The sequence below is a fragment of the Streptomyces sp. NPDC032198 genome, from assembly GCF_040636975.1.
In the GTDB taxonomy this organism is placed as follows: domain Bacteria; phylum Actinomycetota; class Actinomycetes; order Streptomycetales; family Streptomycetaceae; genus Streptomyces.
Genome location: NZ_JBEZVL010000001.1, coordinates 451725 through 476469 on the forward strand (window position 1 = coordinate 451725; position 24745 = coordinate 476469).

Annotated in this window: 21 protein-coding genes and 1 riboswitch; of the genes, 5 read left to right on the top strand and 16 right to left on the bottom strand. The window is 68.8% G+C overall.

Annotation, left to right across the window (positions count from 1 at the left end; translation table 11 throughout):
* Positions 1-2 precede the first annotated feature (2 nt).
* The 6 genes from AB0E78_RS02135 to AB0E78_RS02160 all read right to left on the bottom strand — a co-directional run bounded on the left by AB0E78_RS02135 (position 3) and on the right by AB0E78_RS02160 (position 7192).
* Positions 3-1403, bottom strand: a complete 1401-nt coding sequence (locus tag AB0E78_RS02135; protein ID WP_361827014.1) for an aminotransferase class V-fold PLP-dependent enzyme — start codon at positions 1401-1403, stop codon at positions 3-5.
* A 181-nt stretch (positions 1404-1584) separates the two neighbouring features.
* A riboswitch (SAM riboswitch) is annotated at positions 1585-1701 on the bottom strand.
* 74 nt (positions 1702-1775) lie between these two features.
* Complete coding sequence (gene trpD, locus AB0E78_RS02140) at positions 1776-2840, bottom strand: anthranilate phosphoribosyltransferase (protein ID WP_361827017.1); 1065 nt, start codon at positions 2838-2840, stop codon at positions 1776-1778.
* A gap of 159 nt (positions 2841-2999) precedes the next feature.
* Positions 3000-4631: a cytochrome bc complex cytochrome b subunit gene (locus tag AB0E78_RS02145; RefSeq protein WP_361827020.1), complete on the bottom strand. Its 1632-nt coding sequence runs from the start codon at positions 4629-4631 to the stop codon at positions 3000-3002.
* Positions 4628-5683: a Rieske 2Fe-2S domain-containing protein gene (locus AB0E78_RS02150; RefSeq protein ID WP_361827023.1), complete on the bottom strand. Its 1056-nt coding sequence runs from the start codon at positions 5681-5683 to the stop codon at positions 4628-4630. Before AB0E78_RS02150 ends, AB0E78_RS02145 begins: the two co-directional genes overlap by 4 nt.
* On the bottom strand, positions 5680-6489 hold the full coding sequence (locus AB0E78_RS02155) for a c-type cytochrome (protein ID WP_361827025.1): 810 nt from the start codon (positions 6487-6489) through the stop codon (positions 5680-5682). Before AB0E78_RS02155 ends, AB0E78_RS02150 begins: the two co-directional genes overlap by 4 nt.
* 82 nt (positions 6490-6571) lie before the next feature.
* Positions 6572-7192: a heme-copper oxidase subunit III gene (locus AB0E78_RS02160; RefSeq protein ID WP_160504601.1), complete on the bottom strand. Its 621-nt coding sequence runs from the start codon at positions 7190-7192 to the stop codon at positions 6572-6574.
* Between the two features lie 178 nt (positions 7193-7370).
* Between AB0E78_RS02160 and AB0E78_RS02165 the strand changes: the two genes are divergently transcribed.
* Complete coding sequence (locus tag AB0E78_RS02165) at positions 7371-7772, top strand: hypothetical protein (RefSeq protein WP_361827027.1); 402 nt, start codon at positions 7371-7373, stop codon at positions 7770-7772.
* 58 nt (positions 7773-7830) lie between these two features.
* On the opposite strand, the gene AB0E78_RS02170 is transcribed toward AB0E78_RS02165, so the two are convergent.
* The 4 genes from AB0E78_RS02170 to coxB all read right to left on the bottom strand — a co-directional run bounded on the left by AB0E78_RS02170 (position 7831) and on the right by coxB (position 12303).
* Complete coding sequence (locus tag AB0E78_RS02170; protein WP_361827029.1) at positions 7831-9078, bottom strand: Ig-like domain-containing protein; 1248 nt, start codon at positions 9076-9078, stop codon at positions 7831-7833.
* A gap of 134 nt (positions 9079-9212) precedes the next feature.
* Positions 9213-9611 carry a cytochrome c oxidase subunit 4 gene (locus AB0E78_RS02175; protein WP_361827032.1) on the bottom strand — a complete coding sequence of 133 codons (399 nt, stop codon included), beginning with the start codon at positions 9609-9611 and terminating at the stop codon, positions 9213-9215.
* Positions 9608-11344, bottom strand: a complete 1737-nt coding sequence (gene ctaD, locus AB0E78_RS02180; RefSeq protein ID WP_361827034.1) for a cytochrome c oxidase subunit I — start codon at positions 11342-11344, stop codon at positions 9608-9610. The genes AB0E78_RS02175 and ctaD overlap by 4 nt, the downstream gene beginning before the upstream one ends.
* Complete coding sequence (coxB, locus tag AB0E78_RS02185) at positions 11341-12303, bottom strand: cytochrome c oxidase subunit II (protein WP_361827036.1); 963 nt, start codon at positions 12301-12303, stop codon at positions 11341-11343. Before coxB ends, ctaD begins: the two co-directional genes overlap by 4 nt.
* Before the next feature lie 333 nt (positions 12304-12636).
* Between coxB and AB0E78_RS02190 the strand changes: the two genes are divergently transcribed.
* Complete coding sequence (locus AB0E78_RS02190; RefSeq protein WP_361827038.1) at positions 12637-14016, top strand: aminotransferase class V-fold PLP-dependent enzyme; 1380 nt, start codon at positions 12637-12639, stop codon at positions 14014-14016.
* On the opposite strand, the gene AB0E78_RS02195 is transcribed toward AB0E78_RS02190, so the two are convergent.
* Entirely contained in the window at positions 14017-14991 is a 975-nt protein-coding gene (locus tag AB0E78_RS02195) for a carbohydrate kinase family protein (RefSeq protein WP_361827040.1), read from the bottom strand. It abuts the gene before it with no gap.
* 135 nt (positions 14992-15126) lie between these two features.
* Between AB0E78_RS02195 and AB0E78_RS02200 the strand changes: the two genes are divergently transcribed.
* Both AB0E78_RS02200 and AB0E78_RS02205 read left to right on the top strand, forming a co-directional pair.
* Positions 15127-15345: a hypothetical protein gene (locus tag AB0E78_RS02200; RefSeq protein ID WP_361827043.1), complete on the top strand. Its 219-nt coding sequence runs from the start codon at positions 15127-15129 to the stop codon at positions 15343-15345.
* A gap of 207 nt (positions 15346-15552) precedes the next feature.
* A complete protein-coding gene (locus AB0E78_RS02205; protein ID WP_361827046.1) occupies positions 15553-17106 on the top strand; it encodes a hypothetical protein in 1554 nt (517 codons plus the stop codon).
* Positions 17107-17195: 89 nt separating this feature from the next.
* Here AB0E78_RS02205 and AB0E78_RS02210 read toward each other — a convergent pair whose 3' ends face one another.
* Entirely contained in the window at positions 17196-17552 is a 357-nt protein-coding gene (locus tag AB0E78_RS02210) for an iron-sulfur cluster assembly accessory protein (RefSeq protein ID WP_030933606.1), read from the bottom strand.
* Positions 17553-17860: 308 nt separating this feature from the next.
* On the opposite strand from AB0E78_RS02210, the gene nadA reads away from it, so the two are divergent.
* Positions 17861-19060: a quinolinate synthase NadA gene (gene nadA / locus AB0E78_RS02215; RefSeq protein WP_361827048.1), complete on the top strand. Its 1200-nt coding sequence runs from the start codon at positions 17861-17863 to the stop codon at positions 19058-19060.
* Between the two features lie 67 nt (positions 19061-19127).
* Here nadA and AB0E78_RS02220 read toward each other — a convergent pair whose 3' ends face one another.
* The 4 genes from AB0E78_RS02220 to AB0E78_RS02235 all read right to left on the bottom strand — a co-directional run bounded on the left by AB0E78_RS02220 (position 19128) and on the right by AB0E78_RS02235 (position 24738).
* Positions 19128-22256, bottom strand: a complete 3129-nt coding sequence (locus tag AB0E78_RS02220) for an efflux RND transporter permease subunit (protein WP_361827050.1) — start codon at positions 22254-22256, stop codon at positions 19128-19130.
* Positions 22257-22409: 153 nt separating this feature from the next.
* A complete protein-coding gene (locus AB0E78_RS02225) occupies positions 22410-23090 on the bottom strand; it encodes a response regulator transcription factor (protein ID WP_361827052.1) in 681 nt (226 codons plus the stop codon).
* Positions 23087-24325 carry a histidine kinase gene (locus AB0E78_RS02230; protein ID WP_361827054.1) on the bottom strand — a complete coding sequence of 413 codons (1239 nt, stop codon included), beginning with the start codon at positions 24323-24325 and terminating at the stop codon, positions 23087-23089. The genes AB0E78_RS02225 and AB0E78_RS02230 overlap by 4 nt, the downstream gene beginning before the upstream one ends.
* Before the next feature lie 134 nt (positions 24326-24459).
* Entirely contained in the window at positions 24460-24738 is a 279-nt protein-coding gene (locus AB0E78_RS02235; protein WP_361827056.1) for a hypothetical protein, read from the bottom strand.
* Positions 24739-24745: the final 7 nt, after the last annotated feature.

Consider the following 24745-nt stretch of genomic DNA (forward strand, 5'->3'; position numbering starts at 1 on the left):
GCTCAGGCTGCGGTGGTGTCCGGGACGCAACGCCCGTCCTCCGTACGGTAGTTCCAGCGCGCGCCGTCGGCCACGAGCTCCTTGCAGGCGCGCACGAAGCGCTCCACGTGCTCGTCCGGGGTGCCCGCGCCGAAGCTGACACGAATCGCGTTCAGGGACTTCTCGCCGGGCGCGGCCTCGGGGGCACCGCACTCGCCCTGGCTCTGCGGGTCGCTGCCGAGCAGGGTGCGCACCAGCGGGTGGGCGCAGAAGAGACCGTCGCGTACGCCGATGCCGTACTCGGCGGAGAGCGCGGCGGCGAAGTGCGAGCTGTTCCAGCCGTCGACGACGAAGGAGATGACACCGACGCGCGGCGCGTCGTCACCGAAGAGCGACAGCACCTTCACGGCGGGCACGTCAGCGAGGCCCTCGCGGACCTTGGCGATGAGGTGGCGCTCCCGGGCGACGAGCTCGTCGAAGCCCGCCTCGGTGAGCGCCTTGCAGGCGGCGGCGATCGAGTACACGCCGATGACGTTCGGCGAGCCGGCCTCGTGCCGCGCCGCGGTGTCGTGCCACTCGACGTCCACGCCGCCGTCCGTACGCCGCGCGACCTTGCGCGAGGCACCGCCGCCCGCGAGGTACGGCTCGGCTGCCCGCAGCCAGTCGGAGCGTCCCGCGAGGACACCCGAGCCGAAGGGCGCGTACAGCTTGTGGCCGGAGAAGGCGACCCAGTCGACGTCGAGCTCGCTGATCGAGACGGGGTGGTGGGGCGCGAGCTGCGCGGCGTCCAGGACGATGCGGGCGCCGTGCGCGTGGGCGGCGGCGGCGAGCTCCTTGACCGGCCACAGCTCACCGGTGACGTTCGAGGCGCCGGTCACGCACACCAGGGCGGGCCCGTAGGGGTCGCGGTCGGCGAGGGCGCGCTCCAGGGTGGCCACGGCCTGGTCGGGGGTGCGCGGCGCGTTCAGGTACGTCACGCGGGCGTCGCGCCAGGGCAGCAGCGAGGCGTGGTGCTCGGTCTCGAAGACGAAGACCTGGCAGTCGGCGGGGAGGGCGGCGGCAAGGAGGTTGAGCGAGTCGGTGGTCGAACGCGTGAAGACGACCTGGTCGTCCTCGCGGCAGCCCAGGAACTCCGCGACGGTGACGCGGCTGTTCTCGAAGAGGTCGGTGGAGAGCTGCGAGAGGTACCCGGCACCGCGGTGCACGCTGCCGTAGTACGGCGCGTACGCGGCCACGTCGTCCCACACCCGCTGCAGCGCCGGGGCGCTCGCGGCGTAGTCGAGCGCCGCGTAGGTCACCTCGCCGCCGGTGACGAGCGGCACGGTGACGTCACGGCCGAGCACCGGCAGCGGCGCGGCGCAGCAGGGGTCGGCGGACTCGGTGGAGGAGGCGTCGGTGACGGTGGCGACAGAGCGTGCGGACATGGCGAACTCCCGTGGGAAGGCAGGCGAGTTCACTGCGAGGGCGCACATAGGGCGCTGCAGTGATGAAGAGAAAAGGGGGTGCGGAAAAGGGGCCGGGAAGCCCTATCGCATTCGCTTGCTCACGAGACTGCTCCCTTGAGGACCAGGACCCCAGGGGTACGACACTCATCGAGTGCGCAGGGGTCCGCGCTTGCCATACGCCTTGCTGCGTACGGCCTGGTCTTCACCCGGGGCACCCCGCCACGGACGGAGGGTTGCCGGACAGCGAGCCGGGGCCTAATCGCTGTCACTCATGACCTGCGCAGCATCTTGCCACACGATCTTCCCGGTGCACACCGCAGTCCGGCATCCGGACTGCGGTGTGCGCCACACTCACCTGTTGCTGGCCGCCACCCACCGCTCCAGTGCCGTCTTCGCGGAACCGGAGTCGATGGCCTGGGCCGCCTTCGCGATCCCGGCGCCGATCTGCTCCACGAGGGTCCCCTCGCCCGGCGAGAGGGCCACCAGGGCCGCCGCCGTGTTGAGCAGCACGGCGTCCCGCACAGGGCCCTTCTCGCCGTCCAGGAGGCGCAGCGCCACCTCGGCGTTGTACGAGGCGTCAGCGCCCCGCAGCGCCTCCACGGGGACGAGATCGATGCCGACGTCCCGTGGGTCGAAGGCCTCCTCGCGCACGGCTCCGTCCCGTACGACCCAGACCCGCGATGTGGCCGTGGTCGTCAGCTCGTCGAGCCCGTCGTCGCCGCGGAAGACGAGGGAGGAGTTCCCGCGCTCGGCGAAGACCCCGGCCACGATCGGCGCCATCCGCGGGTCGGCGACGCCGACCGCCTGGGCACGCACCTTGGCCGGGTTGGTGAGCGGGCCGAGGGCGTTGAAGACGGTCCGGATGCCCAGCTGGCTGCGGGCCCCGCCGGCGTGCCGCAGCGCCGGGTGGAACTTCACGGCGAAGCAGAAGGTGATCCCGGCTTCCTCGGCCACCTCGACGACCCGGTTCAGCGGCAGCTCCAGGTTGACCCCGAGCTTCTCCAGGACGTCGGAGGCGCCCGAGGCGCTGGAGGCCGCGCGGTTGCCGTGCTTGACGACCTTCGCACCCGCTCCCGCGGCCACGATCGCGGACATCGTGGAGATGTTGACGGTCTTCGCGCCGTCGCCGCCGGTGCCGACGATGTCGACGGTCCGCCCCGGCACCTCGATCACGTTGGCGTGCTCGTACATCGTGCGGACGAGGCCGGAGATCTCCTCCACGGTCTCGCCCTTGGCCCGCAGCGCGACCACGAAGCCGGCGATCTGCGCGTCGGTCGCCTCGCCGCGCATGATGCGGTCCATCGCCCACGCGGCGTCCTCGGCGCTCTGGTCGCGCCCTTCCAGCAGCCCGTTCAGCACACCGGGCCAGGAACGGGCCGCCGCGGTGTTGCCTCCTGCGGGGGTCACAGCGCTCATCTGCCGCTCCTGGGTTCGTCTAGGCATGGGTCAGGAACACCTTATCCAGCCCGGGGGACGGCAAAGAGCCCCGTCCATGCACTGGATGCAGGGACGGGGCTCTCACCGTGGCGACCTTGTGGTCAGACCTTGCGGTCAGAACGTCGGAGCGTTCAGGGATCAGTGGTGGCCGTGGCCGCTGGTGATCTCCTTGTACTCCTCGGTGGTGGGCTTGGGGATCTGGTTGTCCTCCCCGTAGTAGCCCTTGCTGAGCTTGGCCCGGAGCTTCTGCGAACCGGACACCTTGCGCTCGACGCCGTTCTCGTCGACCGCGGGGCCGATCTCGAGCGGCGCGTACTGCTCGTGCGCGGTGAGCGTGTGCAGCTGCTCCTGGTTGAGCGGCTCGTGGACCTCGATGAACTCACCGTGCGGCAGGCGCTTGATGATGCCGGACTCGCGTCCGTGCAGCACCTTGTCCTTGTCGCGCCGCTGCAGACCCAGGCAGATCCGCTTGGTGATGATGAAGGCGAGGACCGGTGCCACGAAGAACGCGATGCGCACGAACCAGGTGATCGAGTTGATCGACAGGTGGAAGTGCGTGGCCCAGAGGTCGTTTCCACCACCGATCAGCAGCACCATGTACCAGGTGATCCACGCGACGCCGAAGCCCGTACGGGTCGGGACGTTGCGCGGGCGGTCCAGGATGTGGTGCTCGCGCTTGTCCCCGGTGACCCAGGACTCGATGAACGGGTAGACCGCGATCGCGACCAGGACCAGCGGGAAGATGACCAGCGGGATGAACACGCCCAGGACGAGCGTGTGACCCCAGGCGTTGATCTCCCAGCCCGGCATGACACGGATCAGGCCCTCGGAGAAGCCCATGTACCAGTCGGGCTGCGCTCCGGTGGACACCTGGTCCGGACGGTAGGGACCGAGCGCCCAGATCGGGTTGATCGTGGCGATCGCCGAGATGGCCGCGATCACACCGAAGACCAGGAAGAAGAAGCCTCCGGCCTTCGCCATGTAGACGGGCAGCAGCGGCATGCCGACGACGTTCTTGTTCGTCTTGCCGGGACCCGCGAACTGGGTGTGCTTGTGGTAGAAGACCAGGATCAGGTGGGCCACCACTAGCCCGAGCATGATGCCCGGCAGCAGCAGGATGTGCACCGAGTAGAACCGGGCCACGAAGTCGCCGCCGGGGAACTCCCCGCCGAACAGGAACATCGCCAAGTACGTGCCCACGATCGGCACGGACAGGACGGCGCCCTGCATGAAGCGCACACCGGTACCGGAGAGCAGGTCGTCCGGGAGCGAGTAACCGGTGAAGCCGGTGAACATGCCCAGGACGAACAGCAGGAACCCGAAGACCCAGTTGACCTCACGGGGCTTGCGGAAGGCACCCGTGAAGAAGACGCGCATCATGTGCACGAACATCGCCGCGAGGAAGATCAGCGCCGCCCAGTGGTGGATCTGCCGGATCAGCAGACCACCGCGCACATCGAAGCTGATGTGCATGGTCGAGTTGAACGCCTCGGACATCAGCTGGCCCTGCAGCGGGATGTAACTGCCGTGGTACTCCACCTCGTTCATCGAGGGGTGGAAGAACAGGGTCAGGTACACACCCGTGAGGATGATGATGATGAAGCTGTAGAGGCAGATCTCACCGAGCATGAAGGACCAGTGGTCCGGGAAGATCTTGCGCATGTTGGCCTTGGCCAGGGAGTAGATCCCCAGACGTCCGTCGGCCCAGTCGGCGACCCGCTCACCTGCGGGCGCCTCCTTCTTACGCGTATCAGTCGTCGTAGTGCTCATCCGCGCTCCCAGAAAGCAGGACCGACGGGCTCAGCGAAGTCGCCGAGCGCCTCGAGGTAGCCCTCTTCGTTCACGCCGATGCGCAGCTGCGGCAGCGCGTGACCGGCCGGGCCGAAGATCACTCGGGCACCGTCGGAGAGGTCGAAGGTGGACTGGTGGCACGGGCAGAGGACGTGGTGCGTCTGCTGCTCGTACAGGGAGATCGGGCAGCCGACGTGGGTGCAGATCTTGGAGTACGCGACGACACCGTCGTGCGACCACTCGAGCTCCTGCTTGTCCTTGATGTTGTCCGGCTGGATACGGACGATCATCAGGGCCGCCTTGGCGATCTCCTTCTGGAAGTCGTGGGCGTCCTCTTCCAGGCCCTCGGGCTTGGCGAAGGTCAGCGAGCCGACCTGGACGTCCGACGGGCGCAGCGGCTCGTTCGTGTTCATGTTCACGAGCAGCTTGCCCTTGGACCACAGCGTGTGCCGCAGCTTGTCCTCGGGCAGCGGACCGAGGTCGCGCAGCAGGACGACGCCGGAGAGCGGCACCATGGCCAGCGCACCGAACATCGTGTTCCGGATCAGCTTGCGCCGGCCGAACTGCGACTCCGCGGCACCGGCCTTGAAGTCGGCCATGACCTTGGCCTTGACCTCGGGCTCGGCCTCGATGGGGTGCCGGTCGTCGGCGACCTCCACGTCGGACATCAGGGTGCGGGCCCAGTGGACCGCGCCCGCGCCGATGCAGAAGAGCGCCACGCCCAGGGTCATGCCCAGGGAGAAGTTCAGCGCACTGATGTGGCCGATCGGGAAGATGTAGATGCGCTTGTCGACCGGGAACGCCACGTACGAGGCGATGAAGCCGATCGTCGCCAGCATCGACAGCGTGAACAGGAAGGCGATCGCACGCTCGGACCGCTTGGCGGCCCGCTCGTCGATGTCCTGGACACGGTGCTCATGGGGCGGAAGGCCCGGGTCGGCGAACGGGTTCTCGTCCTTCACCGCTACCGAGCCGTGCTCGGTCTCCTGCACGCTGGGCAGGTTCTCTTCTGATTTCTCTTGGCTACTCATGACTTCTTGGCCTTTGCGGTCCGAGCGGCGACCCACACGGCGACCGCGATCAGCGAGCCGAGACCGAAGATCCAGCCGAACAGGCCTTCACTGACCGGACCCAGACCACCCAGCTTGAGACCGCCAGGGCTCTCGGTCTGTTCGCCGTTGACCGCGTCGAGGTACGCGATGATGTCCTTCTTGTTCTTCTCCGGCATCGTCGTGTCGGGGAAGGACGGCATGTTCTGCGGGCCGGTCTGCATGGCCTCGTAGATGTGCTTCGGGGAGACATCCTCCAACGAAGGAGCGAACTTGCCCTTCGTCAACGCGCCGCCCTCACCGGTGAAGTTGTGGCACTGCGCGCAGTTGGTGCGGAACAGCTCGCCACCCTTGGCGATGTCCGCCCCCTCCGGGCTGTACTGCTTCTCGGTGGGGATGGTCGGGCCCGCGCCCAGCGAGGCGATGTACGCCGCGAGCTGGTCGATCTGGGCCTGGTTGTAGATGGCCTTCTTCTTCGGCGCCTGGGCGCCCGGCTGCTGGAGCGGCATACGGCCGGTGCTGACCTGGAAGTCGACGGCGGCTGCGCCGACGCCCACCAGGCTAGGACCGTCGGAGGACCCCTGACCGCCGGTTCCGTGGCAGCTGGAGCAGCCCACGGAGTACAACTTCTTGCCCTCGTCGATGGCGAGGGACTGGGCGGTGTCGTCGGCCTGCGCCTTGTCCGCGGGTGCGAACGCGGCGTACAGCCCCCCGGTGGCCGCCAGCGCGAGGAGTAGGACGACGACCGCCGCCAGCGGGTGGCGTCGTCGTGCGGAGAGCTTTTTCACGGATTACCCCGGTGTCAGGATCTTCTGCGTCGATGCTTCTGGAATGAGTCGGAACGTCGGGCCCGTCCGGGCCCGACCCCGTTTACTTGATCATGTAGATCGTGGCAAAGAGACCGATCCAGACAACATCGACGAAGTGCCAGTAGTAGGACACGACGATGGCTGCGGTCGCCTGCTCATGGGTGAACCTCTTGGCCGCGTACGTCCTGCCGAGGACCAGCAGGAAGGCGATGAGGCCGCCTGTCACGTGCATGCCATGGAAGCCAGTGGTCAGGTAGAAGACCGAGCCGTACGGGTCGGACGAGAGCGAGAGGCCCTCGTGCTTGACCAGCTCGGTGTACTCGTACACCTGACCACCGATAAAGACCGCACCCATGATGAAGGTGACGATGAACCACATCCGGAGCTTCTTCACGTCACCACGCTCAGCGGCGAACACGCCTAGCTGACACGTGAGAGAGGAGAGCACCAGGATCGTGGTGTTCGTCGCCGAGAACGGGAAGTTCAGCGCGGACGCCATTTCCTTCCAGTGCTCAGGTCCTGTCACCGATCGCAGGGTGAAGTACATCGCGAAGAGGGCCGCGAAGAACATCAGCTCGGAACTCAGCCAAATGATGGTTCCGACGCTGGTGAGGTTCGGTCGATTGACCGGCGGGTGCGCGTGCCCGGTATCTACTGTCGTTGCTGTCGCCACGACCGACATTATGTCGGTCGCTTATCCCGCCCTCACCCCGGGGGGTGCCGTTCGGAGTGTCTGCGGGGTGTGTCCTGCCCGTATGGCCCATCGAAGGGCTGTCCGAACCGCTGTTGACGGGGTGTCCGGAGGAGTAGCATCCGCGCATCGGTCCCCGGCCGAATGCCCTCAACGAAGCGGAGGAACAATGCAGCCGACCGCCACGGTGCTGGTCTACAGCGACAACGCGAGCACCCGCGAGCAGGTCCGGTTGGCCACCGGACGCAGGCCGGCGGCGGACGTTCCCGCGGTCGAGTTCATCGAGTGCGCGACGCTGCCCGCCGTGCTGAAGGAACTCGACCGGGGCGGCATCGACGTCTGCGTCCTGGACGGCGAGGCCACGCCCATCGGCGGCATGGGGGTCTGCCGTCAGCTCAAGGACGAGATCTTCAACTGCCCGCCCGTGCTCCTGCTCATGGGACGCCCGCAGGACGCCTGGCTGGCCACCTGGAGCCGTGCGGAGGCCGCGGTGACCCTTCCGGTCGACCCGGTCGAGTTCGCGGGCTCCCTGGCCTCTCTGCTGCGCCGGCGGCTGGCCGTCCAGGCCTGAGGCACCCGGAAGGCCCCGCGCTCCGGCACGGGGCCTTCTGTGCTGTTCTGCGGCCCTGTCAGACCTGCGGGCGCAGTCGGGCCGCGTCGACCGCCGTGGGGCCTTCCTTGGCCCCGCCCACCAGGGCGCTGCCGCTGCGCCAGCTCTTCCAGCCGACGTTCCAGTCGCCGAAGCCGTTGCCGAACGGATCCATATCCTCGCCCGCGCTGTTGACGACCTTCACGATGTCGCCCTGCCGCACGGTCTCGTAGAACCAGGCGGCGTCATCGGTGCTCATGCCCGTGCAGCCGTGGCTGGTGTTGGCGTACCCCTGCGAGCCGACCGACCAGGGGGCGGCGTGCACGTACTCACCGGAGTCGGTGACCCGCGTCGCGTAGTAGACCATCTTGTCGTAGAAGTCCGATGCGCCGATGCTGGCACTGGTCATCCGTACGGAGTACTCCTTGCCCAGCACCACCTTGACGCCGTTGCGCGTGGAGTAGCCGGGCTTGCCCGTCGTGACCGGCATGGAGTTGATCTCCTCGCCGTTGCGGTAGACCGTCATGTAGTGCGAACCGGCGTCCGTCACGGCCTCGATGCGGTCGCCGATGGTGATCTTCACCGGCTTCGCGTCGCCGCCCCAGAGCTTGTCGCGGACCTTGATGCCCTCGAGGTTGCTCCGTACGTGGATGGTCGCGCCCGTGGGCCAGTACTCCTTAGGGCGGTAGTGCAGCGTCTTGCTGTCCACCCAGTGCCACACGCCTTCCGTGGCGGGCTGTGTCTCGACCTTCAGCGAGCGCTCCACGATGGCCCGGGCCTTCTCGTCCTTCACCTTGGCGCTGAGCTTGGCCGTGATCGGCTGGCCCACGCCGTACTTGCCCGAATCGGGGCCGAAGGTGACGTCGAGGCGCTTCTTCTTGGCCGGCGCGTCGGTGTCGAACGCCAGGACCTTGCGGCCCGGCGCGCCGTCCTCGTCCTCCGTGCTCACCCGCACGGTGTAGTGCGTGCCCGCCGCCAGGGGCTCCGTGCTGTGCCAACGGGCGCCGTCGGCGGCGAGTTCGCCCTTCACGTACCGCCCGAGGGCGTCGGTGGCCGTCACATCGGTGATGCGCCCGTCCTCGCCCTGGGAGGTGACCTCGAGGGGCTTGTCGGGATCCGCCTTCTGGCTGCCCACAGGGCCGTTGAAGGCGATCTGGCCCGCCGCGTCGTACGGCTTCGCCGAGAGCGGATGGCCGTCGGAGCTGCCGCACGCCGTGGTTCCCACCCCGAGGGCGGCCACCAGCAAGGTGCAGCTCAGTACCGTGCGGATTCGCGGTGAGTGGCTCATGAACACACGGTATGGACGTTCATCGGCTCCGGCGCGCCGAGTGACCCGTACGAGGGTCGGCCGCGACACGCCGAGGGGCCCGGACTCTCCTGACGGAGTGTCCGGGCCCCTCGGTGAAGCAGCGACTCAGTGACTCACTGGGTCTGGTTCTCGCCCCGGTAGTACTCGAAGACCCAGCCGAAGAGGCCGAGCATCAGGATGGGGGCCGAGAAGTACAGCAGCCACCAGCCGAAGACGACGCCCATGAAGGCGAGCGCGCCACCGATGGCCAGCGAGAGCGGCTGCCAGCTGTGCGGGCTGAAGAAGCCCACCTCGCCGGCCTCGTCCGCCACGTCGGCTTCCTTGTTGTCCTGTGCGGCCGCGTCGACACGCCGGGCCGTGAAGGCCAGGTAATAGCCGATCATGATGCACAGACCGAAGGCCAGGAACAGCGCGGTCGTACCCGCCGGCTCCTTGGACCACCAGCCGTAGACGATCGCCATGGCGAGCACGAAGACGCTCAGCCAGATGAACATCTTGCCTTGGACCTTCACTTGCCGGCCTCCTTGCCGCCCGCGAGCGCCTTGTCACCGTGGCCGGCGTTCTCGAGCTGGTCGAGAGCCGCGATCTCAGGGTGATGCAGGTCGAACGCCGGGGATTCGGAACGGATCCGCGGCAGGGTGAGGAAGTTGTGCCGCGGCGGCGGGCAGGACGTCGCCCACTCGAGCGAACGGCCGTAGCCCCACGGGTCGTCGACCTCGACCTTCTTGCCGTACTTGGCGGTCTTCCAGATGTTGTAGAAGAACGGCAGGATCGACAGGCCGAGGAGGAACGAACAGATCGTCGAGATCGTGTTCAGCGCGGTGAAACCGTCGGCCGCGAGGTAGTCCGCGTAACGACGCGGCATGCCCTCGGCGCCCAGCCAGTGCTGCACCAGGAACGTGCCGTGGAAGCCCACGAACAGCGTCCAGAAGGTGATCTTGCCGAGCCGCTCGTCCAGCATCTTGCCGGTCATCTTCGGCCACCAGAAGTGGAAGCCGGAGAACATCGCGAAGACCACGGTGCCGAAGACGACGTAGTGGAAGTGCGCGACCACGAAGTACGAGTCGGAGACGTGGAAGTCCATCGGCGGCGAGGCCAGGATCACGCCGGTCAGACCACCGAAGGTGAAGGTGATCAGGAAGCCGACGGCCCAGAGCATCGGTGTCTCGAAACTCAGTGAGCCCTTCCACATCGTTCCGATCCAGTTGAAGAACTTCACGCCCGTTGGCACGGCGATCAAGAACGTCATGAAGGAGAAGAACGGCAGGAGCACTCCACCGGTGACGTACATGTGGTGCGCCCACACGGTCACGGAGAGACCCGCGATGGCGATCGTCGCGCCGATCAGACCCATGTAGCCGAACATCGGCTTCCGGGAGAAGACCGGGATGACCTCGGAAATGATTCCGAAGAATGGCAGCGCGATGATGTACACCTCTGGATGGCCGAAGAACCAGAAGAGGTGTTGCCATAGCAGCGCGCCGCCGTTGGACGCGTCGAACACATGGGCACCGAACTTACGGTCCGCCTCCAGGGCGAACAGCGCGGCGGCCAGGACCGGGAAGGCCAGCAGGACCAGTACGGCGGTCAGCAGGACGTTCCACACGAAGATCGGCATCCGGAACATCGTCATGCCGGGTGCGCGCATGCAGATGATCGTGGTGATGAAGTTGACCGAACCGAGGATCGTGCCGAAGCCGGAGAAGGCCAGACCCATGATCCACATGTCGGCGCCGATGCCCGGCGAGCGGACGGCGTCCGACAGCGGGGAGTAAGCGAACCAGCCGAAGTCGGCCGCACCCTGCGGGGTGAGGAAGCCGGCCACCGCGATGAGCGAGCCGAAGAGGTACAGCCAGTACGCGAACATGTTCAGCCGCGGGAACGCCACGTCGGGCGCGCCGATCTGCAGCGGCATGATCCAGTTCGCGAATCCGGCGAACAGCGGCGTCGCGAACATCAGCAGCATGATCGTGCCGTGCATCGTGAACGCCTGGTTGAACTGCTCGTTCGACATGAGCTGCGAGCCGGGACGAGCGAGTTCGGCGCGCATGAAGAGCGCCATGACGCCGCCGATGCAGAAGAACGCGAACGACGTGACCAGGTAGAGCGTGCCGATCGTCTTGTGGTCGGTGGTGGTGAGCCACTTGATGACCACAGCGCCCGGCTGTGCGCGCCGTACCGGCAGCTCGTTCTCGAACGAGTCTTCTGCTGCCGCGGCACCCTGAGGTTCGTTGAGGATGCTCACAGGTTGTTCGTCTCCCGGTTCTTCTCGTGCTTCGTCTGCTCGATGCCGGCCGGGATGTAACCGGTCTGGTTCTTCTTCGCCAGGTCCTCGAGGTGCTTCTGGTAGCGCTCGGGGGAAACGACCTTGACGTTGAAGAGCATCCGGGAGTGGTCGACACCGCAGAGCTCGGCGCACTTGCCCATGAAGGTGCCCTCCTTGTTGGGAGTCACCTCGAAGGCGTTGGTGTGGCCCGGGATGACGTCCTGCTTCATGAGGAACGGCACCACCCAGAAGGAGTGGATGACGTCACGCGAAGTCAGTACGAAGCGGACCTTCTCGCCCTTGGGGAGCCAGAGGGTCGGACCCGGGTTGCCGTTCTGCGGGTTCCGCTGGCCGGGCGTGCCGACGTCGTAGACGCCACCGGCGTTGGACGGGAACGCATCACGGAACTTGTCCGGGATGGCCTCCAGCTCCTTGGACGTCTTCGCCTCGCCCTTGTCGGAACCCGGCACGTCCTCGATGTAGTTGAAGCCCCAGCTCCACTGATAGCCGACCACGTTGACCGTGTGGGCGGGCTTTTCGTCGAGGTGGAGAAGCTTCGACTCATCACGTGCCGTGAAGTAGAAGAGCACCGAAACGATGATGAGGGGGACCACGGTGTACAGCGCCTCGATGGGCATGTTGTACCGGGTCTGCGGAGGTACCTCCACCTTGGTGCGGCTGCGCCGGTGGAAGATGACGCTCCAGATGATCAGTCCCCACACCAGCACGCCCGTGACGAGCGCTGCCGCCCACGAGCCCTGCCAGAGGGAGAGGATCCGCGGAGCCTCCTCCGTTACCGGGGTAGGCATTCCAAGGCGGGGGAAATCCTTGTATGTGCAACCTGTAGCGGTCGCCAGGATCAGGCCCGCAGTCAGCACCTGCGGCAGCTTCCGCCGCATCGGGCGCCGCGACGAGCGGTCGGAGCCGTTGGGACTCACGTAGCGCCTTCCCGAGAGTCTCGGCCCGCGCGGTCGGGTGCGGCCTTCTCGGTGGTCGGTCGCCGCCCTGCGGCGGGCAGGGGTTTGGATGTTTATGCGGGCCAAACCTTACTGGACGCTATTTGGGGTCGCGCGGGGAGGGTGCCTAACGCGCCGCGGGTCACTCCGAAGGGTGGGCGCCCTGCCGCCGACGGCTTTCTGACGGGGGGTCTGGGCGCCCCATGGCGCGGGGGCGGTCTCCCGGTGCGCGGCCGCGGGTCCGCCGTGGCTTGTCGCGCCGTTCCCCGCGCCCCTTCGGGGCGCTTCCTCGGGGGCACGCTTTAGCGTTGCGGCGTGTCCTACTTCGATGTCGCCTCCTCCGCTCCCCTCCACCCCGTGGCCCGCCAGGCCCTGCAGGCCTCGCTGGACGAGGGGTGGGCCGATCCGGCGCGGCTCTATCGCGAGGGGCGGCGGGCCAGGCTGCTGCTCGATGCCGCGCGGGAGGCCGCCGCGGACGCGGTCGGGTGCCGCCCCGACGAGCTCTCCTTCACCCCTTCGGGGACCCGGGCGGTGCACTCCGGGATCGCCGGGGCACTCGCCGGGCGTCGGCGTGTCGGGCGGCATCTGGTGGTGTCGGCGGTCGAGCACTCCTCGGTACTCCATGCGGCGGCTGCCCTCGAAGCCGACGGCGGGGCGGTGACGGAGATCCCGGTGGACCGGTCCGGCGCGGTGTCGCCGGCCGCGTACGCCGCCGCGCTGCGCCCCGGCACGGCGCTCGCCTGCCTGCAGTCCGCCAACCACGAGGTGGGCACCGAGCAGCCGGTGGCCGATGTCGCTTCGGCGTGTCGCGCCGCCGGAGTGCCGCTCCTGGTGGACGCGGCACAGTCGCTGCCGTGGGGCCCGGTGGGCGGGGAGTGGTCGCTGCTGGCCGCCAGTGCCCACAAGTGGGGCGGGCCCGCGGGCGCCGGGCTGCTCGTCGTGCGCAAGGGAACGCGGTTCGCCGCGCAAGGCCCCGCCGACGAGCGGGAGTCGGGGCGCGCCCCGGGCTTCGAGAACATCCCGGCGGTGGTCGCCGCCGCCGCCTCGCTGCGTGCCGTGCAGGCCGAGGCCGCCGAGGAGGGCGCACGGCTGCGGGAGTTGACGGAGCGGATCAGGGCGCGGGTGCCTGGCCTGGTGCCGGACGTGGAGGTGGTGGGCGATCCGGAGCGGCGGCTGCCCCACCTCGTCACCTTCTCCTGTCTCTATGTCGACGGGGAGACAGTCCTGCACGAGCTGGACCGGGCGGGCTTCTCGGTGTCCTCCGGCTCGTCCTGCACCAGCTCGACGCTGACCCCGAGCCACGTCCTGAAGGCGATGGGCGTACTCAGCGAGGGCAACGTCCGGGTGTCACTCCCACGGGGGACCCCGGAAGCTGACGTCGAGCGTTTTCTGGAGGTTCTGCCGGGCGTGGTGGCAGGCGTACGCGAACAACTGGGCGCGCCGGTGGCGACGGAAACGCGTGCGGAGTCGCCCTCGCTCGTCGTGGACGCGCTCGGCAAACGCTGCCCGCTCCCCGTCATCGAGCTCGCGAAGGTCATCGGGGACGTACCGGTGGGGGGCACGGTCACGGTCCTCGCCGACGACGAGGCCGCGCGGCTCGACATCCCCGCGTGGTGCGAGATGCGGGGGCAGGAGTACGTGGGTGAGGAGCCGGCGGACCACGGCTCTGCCTATGTGGTCCGCCGGAGCTCCTGACTAGGCCAGGCGGGCCTGGACCTCGGACGCCGCCGCGTCGCCGTACGCCTTGGTGAAGCGGTCCATGAAGTCGCTGCGGTGGAGCTCGTACTCCTGGGTGCCGACGTTCTCGATGACGAGCGTGGCGAGCATGCAGCCGAGCTGCGCCGAGCGCTCCAGGGAGACACCCCAGGACAGCCCCGAGAGGAAGCCCGCGCGGAACGCGTCGCCGACGCCGGTCGGCTCGACCTTCGCCTTCTCCTCGGGGACGCCGACCTCGATCGGGTCCTGGCCCGTGGACTCGATGCGCACGCCGCGCGAGCCGAGGGTCGTCACGCGGTGGCCGACCTTCGAGAGGATCTCGGCGTCGGTCCAGCCGGTCTTGGACTCGATGAGCCCCTTCTCGTACTCGTTCGAGAAGAGGTACGTGGAGCCGTCGAGGAGGGTCCGGATCTCCTCGCCCTCCATGCGCGCGATCTGCTGGGAGAAGTCGGCGGCGAAGGGGATCCCGCGCGTCCGGCACTCCTCCGTGTGGCGCATCATCGCCTCGGGGTCGTCCGCGCCGATGAGGACCAGGTCGAGACCGCCCACGCGGTCGGCCACGGTCTTCAGTTCGATGAGACGGGCCTCGCTCATCGCACCCGTGTAGAACGAGCCGATCTGGTTGTGGTCGGCGTCCGTGGTGCACACGAAGCGGGCCGTGTGCAGCGTCTCGGAGATACGGACCGACGCCGTGTCCACGCCGTGCCGGTCGAGCCAGGCGCGGTACTCGTCGAAGTCCGAGCCGGCGGCGCCGACCAGGATCGGTCCGGTGCCGAGCTGGCCCATGCCGAAACAGATGTTGGCGGCGACGCCTCCCCTGCGTACGTCTAGGGCGTCGACCAGGAAAGAGAGAGAAACCGTGTGCAGCTGATCCGCGACCAGTTGGTCGGCGAAGCGGCCGGGGAAGGTCATCAGGTGGTCGGTGGCGATGGAGCCGGTGACTGCGATACGCACGACGGCATGCTCCTGTGGAGGAGAGGCGAGGGGTTGACACTTCACGCTACCGGGTCGGTACACCCCTGCTGAAGAGCGCAAACTACCCGTTAGTAGGTCTTTTTTCGCGAGGTGTGCGATGCGTACGGTGCGGTTATGGCCGTTATCTCGAAGCATGCCGTCACCGCGCGTCCCGTCGAACTGCCTTCCGAGTCCCTGGAGACCTTGCGCGGCGACTGCGCACGCATGGCCCCGCACTGGGTGACCCCCGCCGCCGCGGCGGCCACCCCGGTGTCGCCCGCGCAGATCCATGGCGTCAGCGTTCCGCCCGCCTCCGCCCGGCTGATCGACGGCATGTCCGAGTACGGCGACTGAGGCGAGCTCTGAGGCGAGGGCCCGAGACGAGGGCCCTCGGCGAGCTCTGAGACGAGGGCCCTCGGCGAGGCCCCTCGGCGCACGCCGAGGGAACCGCGCGCTCCCCCGCCGCGTCCCACCGCTGTCCCCCGTAAAGGGGACGCGGAATACGAACGAGGCCCGCCCATGGGCCTCCAGGGACAGCAGTGCAGTCAAAGGAGCGATGCGGTGAGCACCGACCGATCCGTTCATGACGCGGCCGACCAGCACCGGCGGCGTTCCCGCCTCGCCGTCGCGTCGGTGGCGGCCACGGTGCTGCTCGTCGGTGGCGGCGGCGCCTACTTCGCCGCGACCGCGTCGGGCGGCAGCAGCGGCAACGGCAGTTCTCCGGCCGGCGACGGTGGCGCGCCTCCCCCGCTCGCCCTGGACGGGCACACGGACGGCGACCGGCAGGAAGGCGGCACCTCGGGCACCGGGAGCACCGGCGGCACCAGCGGCATCGCCCCGGGAGAGCCCGACCCGAGCGGCGCCACCTACCGCGCCGAGGGCAAGCTGCCCGGCGGCCCCGATTCGGCGGCCGTGTACCACGCGCGGGGCACCGTCAGCCAGGACCAGGTCACCGAGCTGGCCAAGGCCCTGGGCGTCACGGGGAAGCCGGTCTCCGAGGACGGCGCCTGGAAGATCGGCCCGACCAAGGACGGTTCCGGGCCCTCGCTCCAGGTGGGCAAGCAGGCTCCGGGCACCTGGACGTTCACGCGGTACGCCACCGGCGGCACCGACAACTGCCCGAAGGGCAAGCGGTGTTCGGAGACGTCCACCGCACCCAACGGCAAGGGCGACCCGGTCGGCGAGAGCGCGGCGAAGAAGGCGGCGGCGCCGGTCCTGAAGGCCGTGGGCCAGGACGACGCGAAGCTGGACGCGGGCCAACTCATGGGCGGCGTACGAGTGGTGAACGCCGACCCGAAGGTGGGCGGCCTCCCGACGTACGGCTGGTCGACCGGCATCCAGGTCGGCTCGGACGGTGAAGTGGTCGGCGGCAGCGGCCAGTTGAAGGCCCCGGAGAAGGGCGCCACGTACCCCGTCATGAGCGCCCAGGAGACCCTGGACCAGCTCAACAAGTCGGGCGGCGGCGACGGCCGCGTCGGCATCGGCGGCTGCGCGTCGGCGGTACCGAACGCCAAGGGCGACACGGCGGACGGCACCGAGAGCACGGACGGCGCGAAGGACAACCCCGCGGCCGACGAGAAGACGACGGCGCCCTGCGAGGAGCCCTCCTCCGCGCCTCCGAAGCCGCAGCCGGTCACGGTGAAGGGCGCCACCTTCGGGCTCGCGACACACTTCGTGGAGGGGCGCCAGACGCTCGTGCCGTCCTGGCTGTTCGACGTGCGGCCGCAGGGCGCGCAGGACACCTTCACGGTGACGCACCCGGCCGTGGAGCCGAAGTTCCTCACCTCGCCGAGCACGCCGTCCGGCACCCCGGAGCCGACCGAGAAGCCGGGCGCGGGCAAGGGCGAGCAGGACCGGACCGCACGCGTCGAGTCCTACCGCGCGGACGGCACGTCCCTGACGCTGCACTTCTGGGGCGGCGTCTGCAGCGACTACGCGGCGTCGGCGGACGAGAGCAAGGACAGCGTGCGGGTGAAGGTGACCGAGACCCACAAGAAGGGCGAGGTCTGCGTGATGATGGCCAAGGAGTTCACGAAGACCGTCAGCCTCGACAAGCCGCTCGGCGACCGCAAGGTCGTGGACGCGACGGGCGGCGAGACGGTGAAACGCAAGTAGCGGCACCACCCGGTACGTATGAAGGCGGCCCCCGAAGTTCTTCGGGGGCCGCCTTCATACGTAGCTGGTTCAGCGCATCACGTACGGATTTAGCTGAACGAGTCGCCGCAGGCGCAGGAGCCCGTGGCGTTCGGGTTGTCGATCGTGAAGCCCTGCTTCTCGATGGTGTCGACGAAGTCGATGGAGGCGCCGCCCAGGTAGGGAGCGCTCATCCGGTCGGTGACGACCTTCACGCCGTCGAAGTCCTTGACCACGTCGCCGTCGAGCGAGCGCTCGTCGAAGAACAGCTGGTAGCGAAGGCCCGAGCAGCCGCCGGGCTGCACGGCGACGCGCAGCGCGAGATCGTCCCGGCCCTCCTGCTCAAGAAGGCCCTTGACCTTGGCCGCGGCGGCGTCGGACAGGAGGATGCCGTCGCTCACGGTGGTGGTCTCGTCCGATACGGACATCTGCTTCTCTCCCGGGTTGTACGGAGACTGCTTGCCGACGGTTGCAACCGGCGGGGCCGCGGATTCATTCCGGGCCGAGTGCTCTGTCTTTGCTGTCTTTCCCTTCATGCTCGCACATGCCGCCGCGCGGGGCAGCGGCCCGTCGAAGGCGAATGCGTCACATCGACACAATGGCCATCGTCAAACTGACGTGAAGCGGTTATGATAGATAACGTCAATTAGACGAAAAGGCTCCCCGGTGCAAGCACCGGCTCCACTGGAGCGGCTAGCGCCGCGCTCATCAATTTCGAAGAAAGGGTGCGTGTCTCGTGACCACCGCCCAGTCCCCCGTGGACCTCGACGTCCAGCCGACGCCGCTCGCCCTGCTGCTGCTCGGCCGTGAGGCCGACCCCAGGAGCGAGCGCGGCGTGGAGTGCCCCGGCGATCTGCCGTCGCCCTCCGACCCCGACCTCGTGGAGCGCGCACGCGCCGCCAAGGAGAAGCTCGGCGACAAGGTCTTCGTGCTCGGCCACCACTACCAGCGCGACGAGGTCATCCAGTTCGCCGATGTCACCGGCGACTCCTTCAAGCTGGCCAAGGACGCGGCCGCCAGGCCGGAGGCGGAGTACATCGTCTTCTGCGGCGTGCACTTCATGGCCGAGTCCGCGGACATCCTGACCTCCGACGACCAGAAGGTCGTCCTGCCCGACCTGGCCGCCGGCTGCTCGATGGCCGACATGGCCACCGCCGAGCAGGTCGCCGAGTGCTGGGACGTGCTGACCGAGGCCGGGATAGCCGAGCAGGTCGTGCCTGTCTCGTACATGAACTCCTCGGCCGACATCAAGGCCTTCACCGGGAAGCACGGCGGGACGATCTGCACCTCGTCCAACGCCAAGCGGGCCCTGGAGTGGGCCTTCGAGCAGGGGGAGCCCAATTCAACAAAGGTCCTGTTCCTGCCCGACCAGCACCTCGGTCGCAACACCGCGGTCCGGGACATGGGCCTCACGCTGGAGGACTGCGTCCTCTACAACCCGCACAAGCCCAACGGCGGCCTGACGCCCGAGCAGCTGCGTGACGCGAAGATGATCCTGTGGCGCGGGCACTGCTCGGTGCACGGGCGCTTCTCGCTGGAGTCCGTGGAGGACGTGCGCGCGCGGATTCCCGGCGTGAACGTCCTGGTGCACCCCGAGTGCAAGCACGAGGTCGTGGCCGCGGCGGACTACGTGGGCTCCACGGAGCACATCATCCAGACCCTGGAGGCGGCCCCCGCCGGTTCCAAGTGGGCGATCGGGACCGAGCTGAATCTCGTACGCCGCCTGGCGAACCGTTTCGCCGCCGAGGACAAGGAGATCGTCTTCCTCGACAAGACGGTCTGCTTCTGCTCGACCATGAACCGGATCGACCTGCCGCACCTGGTTTGGGCCCTGGAGTCCCTCGCCGAGGGCAAGCTGGTCAACCAGATCGAGGTCGACCGCGAGACCGAGCAGTTCGCGAAGCTGGCGCTCGAGCGGATGCTGGCGCTTCCGTAGTCCCGCCTTTTCCCATGCGTAAGGGGCGCCCGCAACAGCGGGCGCCCCTTACGCATGCTCTGCGCCGCTAGACGGCCGAGTCGGCGTACTCCTGTGCCGGGACGCCCGCCTTCTTCGCCCGCTTCGCCTCGCGCTTCGTGCGGCGGCGCTCCTTGCGGAGCTCCACCATCGCGTAGAGCGTCGGGACGAGCAGGAGGGTGAGGAGCGTCGACGTGATCAGGCCGCCGATGACCACCACCGCGAGCGGCTGGGCGATGAAGCCGCCCTCGCCCGTGATGCCGAGGGCCATCGGGAGCAGGGCGAAGATCGTCGCCAGGGCCGTCATCAGGATCGGGCGGAGACGGTGGCGGCCACCCTCGATGACCGCCTCGACCACGCCGTGGCCCTGCCTGCGGTACTGGTTGATCAGGTCGATCAGGACGATCGCGTTCGTCACCACGATGCCGATCAGCATCAGCATGCCGATCATCGCCGGCACGCCCATCGGGGTGTCCGTGGCGATCAGCAGACCGATCGCGCCCGTGGCCGCGAACGGGATCGAGACCAGCAGGATCAGCGGCTGGACCAGGGAGCGGAACGTCGCCACGAGCAGCATGAAGACGATCGCGATGGCCGCGAGCATGGCCAGGCCGAGCGACGCGAACGCGTCGTCCTGGTCCTGCGAGACACCGCCGATGGACGCCGTGGCGCCGTCCGGCAGCTTCAGCGCGTCGAGCTTCTTGGTGAGGTCGGCGCTGACGGCGCCGGTGTTCTCGCCGGTGGGCTTCGCGGTGATCGTCGCGGCGCGGGCGCCGTCGATGCGGGTCATGGAGACCGGTCCGTCGACGAGCTTGACCGAGGCGATGTCACCGAGCTTCACGGAGCCGAGGTTCAGCGCCCGCAGCTGGGTAAGGGTCTTCGCCGGCTGCTCCGACTTCACCACGATGTCGCGCTCGGTGTCGTCCAGGATCGCCTTGCCGCTCTCGGTGCCGCGGACCGCCTGGGCGACGGCCCGACCGAGGGTGGTGTCGTTGTACCCGGCCGCCGCGGCCTTGGCGTTGGCCTTGACCGAGAGCCGCGGGATGCTCTGCGACAGGTCGCTCTGCACGTCCGTGACGTCGTCGATCTTCGCGACCTCGTCGCGCACCTCGTCGGACGCCTTGCGCAGCACGTCCCCGTCGGCGGCCTTGACGACCACGCTCAGGTCCTGGCTGCCGAAGCCGTCACCGGCCGCGATGGACGTCTGGCCGATGCCGGAGAGCTTGCCGAGCTCCTCCTCGACCTTGTCCTGCGTCGTGTCGTACGACGACTTGTCCTTGAGCGTCAGGGTGTACGAGGCCTGGTTGGTGTCCGTGGAGCCGCCGAAGGCCGCCATGAAACCGGAGGAGCCGACCGTGACCTGGTAGTCCTTGATCTCGTCGAGGCCGTCCAGCATCTTCTCGATCTTCTTCGCCGAGGCGTCGGACGCCGCCAGGCTGGTGCCCGGCTTCAACTCCTGCTTGACGGTCAGGACTTCCTGCTCGCCCTGGTCGAAGAAGTTGGTCTTCAGGAGCGGCGCCATGCCGAAGGTGCCCACGAGGACCACGATCGCGATGACGAGGCTGGTGAAGCGGCGCCGGGTCGCGAAGCGGAGCACGGGCACGTAGAAGCGCTGGAGCCTGCTGCGCTCCTCCTTCTCCTCGGCCTTGCGGCGGGCCTCCTCCGGGTCGGCGCCACGGACGTCCTTCGGGGGACGCAGGAACCAGTACGAGAGGACCGGCACGACCGTCAGCGAGACGAGCAGGGACGCCAGGAGCGCCGCCGTGACCGTCAGCGAGAAGGAGCCGAAGAGCTCGCCCACCATGCCACCGACCAGGCCGATGGGGAGGAAGACCGCGACGGTCGTCAGGGTCGAGGACGTCACGGCGCCCGCGACCTCCTTGACCGCCGTGATGATCGCGGCCTCGCGCTCCTCGCCGTATCCGAGGTGACGCTTGATGTTCTCCAGGACCACGATCGAGTCGTCGACGACGCGGCCGATGGCGATGGTCAGCGCGCCGAGCGTGAGCATGTTGAGGGACAGGTCCCGCGTCCACAGCACGATCAGGGCGAGCACGACCGAGAGCGGGATGGAGACCGCGGTGACCAGCGTCGAGCGGATCGACGCCAGGAAGACCAGGATGACCAGGACCGCGAAGACCAGACCGAGGGCACCCTCGGTGGTGAGGCCGTCGATGGACTTGGAGACGGCCGGCCCCTGGTCGCTCGCGACCGTCAGGTCCGAGCCCGCGCCCAGGTCCTTGCGCAGGTCGGGGAGCTTGTCCTTGACCGCGTCGGAGATGGCGACGGCGCTGCCGTCCTGGTCCATCGTGATCGCGACGGCGAGGCTGGGCCTGCCGTTCGTGCGCGTGATGGAGGTGGCGTCCGAGGGCTGCTGCTTGACGGTGGCTACCTCGTCGAGACGCACCGGCTTGCCCGGGCGCTCCCCCGGCTTGGCCTCGGGGGTGACCATCAGGTACTGGATCTGCTTCAGCGAGGTGTAGCCGCCACCGACCTGGACGGTCCGGTTCTTGCCGTCCTCGTCGAAGGAGCCCGCGGGCAGCGTGGCGCCGCCGGCCTGGAGCGCCTGGCCGAGGGCGGCCGGGGTCAGGCCCGCCTTCGCCAGCTTCTTGTTGTCGGGAGTGACATCGACCTGGAGGTCGCGTACGCCGTCGACGGTGACCTGGGCGACGCCGTCGATGTCCTCCAGGGCGGGGACGACGGTGGTGTCGAGGCGGTCGGAGAGCGCCTGCTGGTCCTTGTCGGAGGTGACGGAGAGGACCACGGTCGGGATGTCGTCCGTGGAGCCGGCGATGACCTGCGGGTCGACGTCGTCGGGGAGCTGGGCCCCGGCGCGGTTCACGGCCTGCTGGACATCGGCGACGAGCTGCTTGGAGCCGCTGCCGTAGTCGAACTGGGCCATGATCACGGCGTTGCCCTCGCTCGCCGTGGAGGTGATGCCGGTGATGCCGTCGACCGCGTCGATGGAGGACTCGAGGGGTTCGACGACCTGCTTTTCGACCACATCGGGGGACGCGCCCTGATACGGGGCCAGGACGGACACCATCGGCAGTTCGATGGAGGGCAGCAGCTGCTGCTTGAGCTGAGGGATCGCGATCGCGCCGAAGACGAGGGCGATGATCGATATCAGCCCGACAAGGGCCCGTTGGGCGAGGCTGAAGCGGGACAGCCAGGACATGGTGGTCTCTCTCTGTGGCGTACTGCGCAGGAACGGGGCACCGGCAGGCCGATGCCCCCTACACGATCTGCCATGTCCAGGGCAGGAAACGTCACTCCGAGGACCCGTTCTTATGCGCCGCATACTGCGGGTGCAGTACGGACCGCCCCGCGCTCACTCCACCCTTGGACGTACCAGGCCCGATTCGTAGGCAATGACGACGAGTTGCGCCCGGTCGCGTGCGCCCAGCTTCGCCATCGCACGGTTCACATGGGTCTTCACCGTGAGCGGGCTGACCTCGAGGCGCTCGGCGATCTCGTCGTTCGAGTGCCCGCCCGCGACCTGGACGAGGACCTCGCGCTCGCGCCCGGTGAGCGCGTCGAGCCGCTCGCCGCGCGCTCCGCCGGCACCGTCCGAACCGTCGCCCTGCGCGAGGAACTTGGCGATCAGGCCCTTCGTCGCCACCGGGGAGAGCAGGGCGTCGCCGGCGGCCGCGATCCGGATCGCGCCGAGCAGCTCGTCCGGCTCCGCGCCCTTGCCGAGGAAGCCGGAGGCGCCGGCACGCAGCGACTGCACCACGTACTCGTCGACCTCGAAGGTGGTCAGCATGACCACGCGTACGTGGGCCAGCGCGGGGTCGGCGCTGATCAGACGGGTGGCGGCCAGACCGTCCGTGCCGGGCATGCGGATGTCCATCAGGACGACGTCGGCACCGCTGGTCCCGGCCAGCTCGACGGCTTCCGCGCCGTCCGACGCTTCGGCGACGACCTCCATGTCGGGCTCGGAGTCGACGAGCACCTTGAACGCGCTGCGCAGCAAGGCCTGATCGTCGGCGAGCAGCACCCGGATCGTCACGCGGTCCCTCCCTCTGCCGGGGTGACCGGCGTTGCCGTGACGGGCAGGATCGCATGGACGCGGAAGCCGCCGCCGTAGCGGGGTCCGGCGGTGCAGCGGCCGCTCACGGCACTGACGCGCTCGCGCATGCCGAGGAGTCCGTGCCCGCCGCCGTCGCTCGCCCCGCCCTGCTCCTTCTTCTCGCCGCCTCCGTCGTCCAGGATCGTGACCTCGGCGTTCGGCCCTACGCGGATGACGCTGACCTCGGCCTTGGCGCCCGCCCCCGCGTGCTTCTGCACGTTCGTGAGGGCCTCCTGGATGATGCGGTAGGCGGCCAGGTCCACTCCGGCGGGCAGGTCCGTCACCGTGTCGCCGACGGCCACGGCCACGGGGAGGCCCGCGTGGCGGAACGTCTCGACGAGGTCGTCGAGGCGGGCCAGGCCCGGGGCGGGCTCGGTAGGCGCCTCGGGGTCGCCGGTCTGCCGCAACAGGCCGACGGTGGCGCGCAGTTCGTTGAGCGCGGAGCGGCTGGCGTCGCGTACGTGGGAGAGGGCTTCCTTGGCCTGGTCGGGCCGTTTGTCCATGACGTGGGCGGCCACTCCCGCCTGGACGTTGACGAGGGCGATGTGGTGGGCGACCACGTCGTGCAGATCGCGGGCGATGCGCAGCCGCTCCTCGGCGACGCGGCGCCTTGCCTCCTCCTCGCGGGTGCGCTCCGCGCGTTCGGCACGCTCCCGTATGGCGTCCACGAAGGCGCGGCGGCTGCGGACCGCGTCGCCCGCGGCGGCGGCCATGCCGGTCCAGGCGAAGATGCCGAGGTTCTCCTGGGCGTACCAGGGCAGGGGGCCCGCCAGCATCGCGACCGCCGTGAGCCCGGTCATGGTGACCAGGCCGACGCGCCAGGTGGTGGGACGGTTGGTGGTCGCGGCGACGGTGTAGAGCGCGATGACCGCGCTCATCACGACGCTGCCGCGGACCGCGCCGGTGGCCAGGTCGACGACGGTAAAGGCGCAGGTCGCCGCGAGCACGATCCAGGGGGCGCGGCGGCGGAAGACCAGGGCGGTGGAGCCGAGCACCATCAGGACGAGACTGAGGGCGCTCGGGGTGCGGGTGCCCCAGGCGGGGCCGCCGTTGTGGCCGTACGGCTCGGCGAAAGAGCCGATGACCATGCATACGAGGACGGCTGCCGCGAGGGCGGCGTCCACAGCCAGGGGGTGCGCCTTGGCCCAGCAACGGCCTCGCACGAGAGTGGTCACGCCTTAAACCGTACGGGGCCCTGCGGGCGCCTGGGACCGCTCTGACAGCTCGGCCTTGCGGGGCAATGCCCCTGTCCGGGCCGAGCCTCGTCTCCGGTTGTCCTGTCCCGCCCGCCCACCCGATTGCCCCGCGTTCAACCCGGGATCAGGCCGTCGTCGCTCAGCATGTCCCGGACCTCGTCCAGCGTCGCGTCCGGGGCCGGGAGGATCAGCTCCGAGGGCTCCAGGGCGTCGTCCGGGAGGGGCGCGCCGAGCTCCCGGACCTTGTCCAGCAACGCGTTCAGCGTGCGGCGGAAGCCGGACTCGTCGCCGCTCTCCATCTCTTCGAGCAACTCGTCGTCCAGCTTGTTCAGTTCGGCGAAGTGGCCGTCGGCCAGCTTCACCTGCCCCTCCCCCATGATCCGTACGATCATGTCGCCC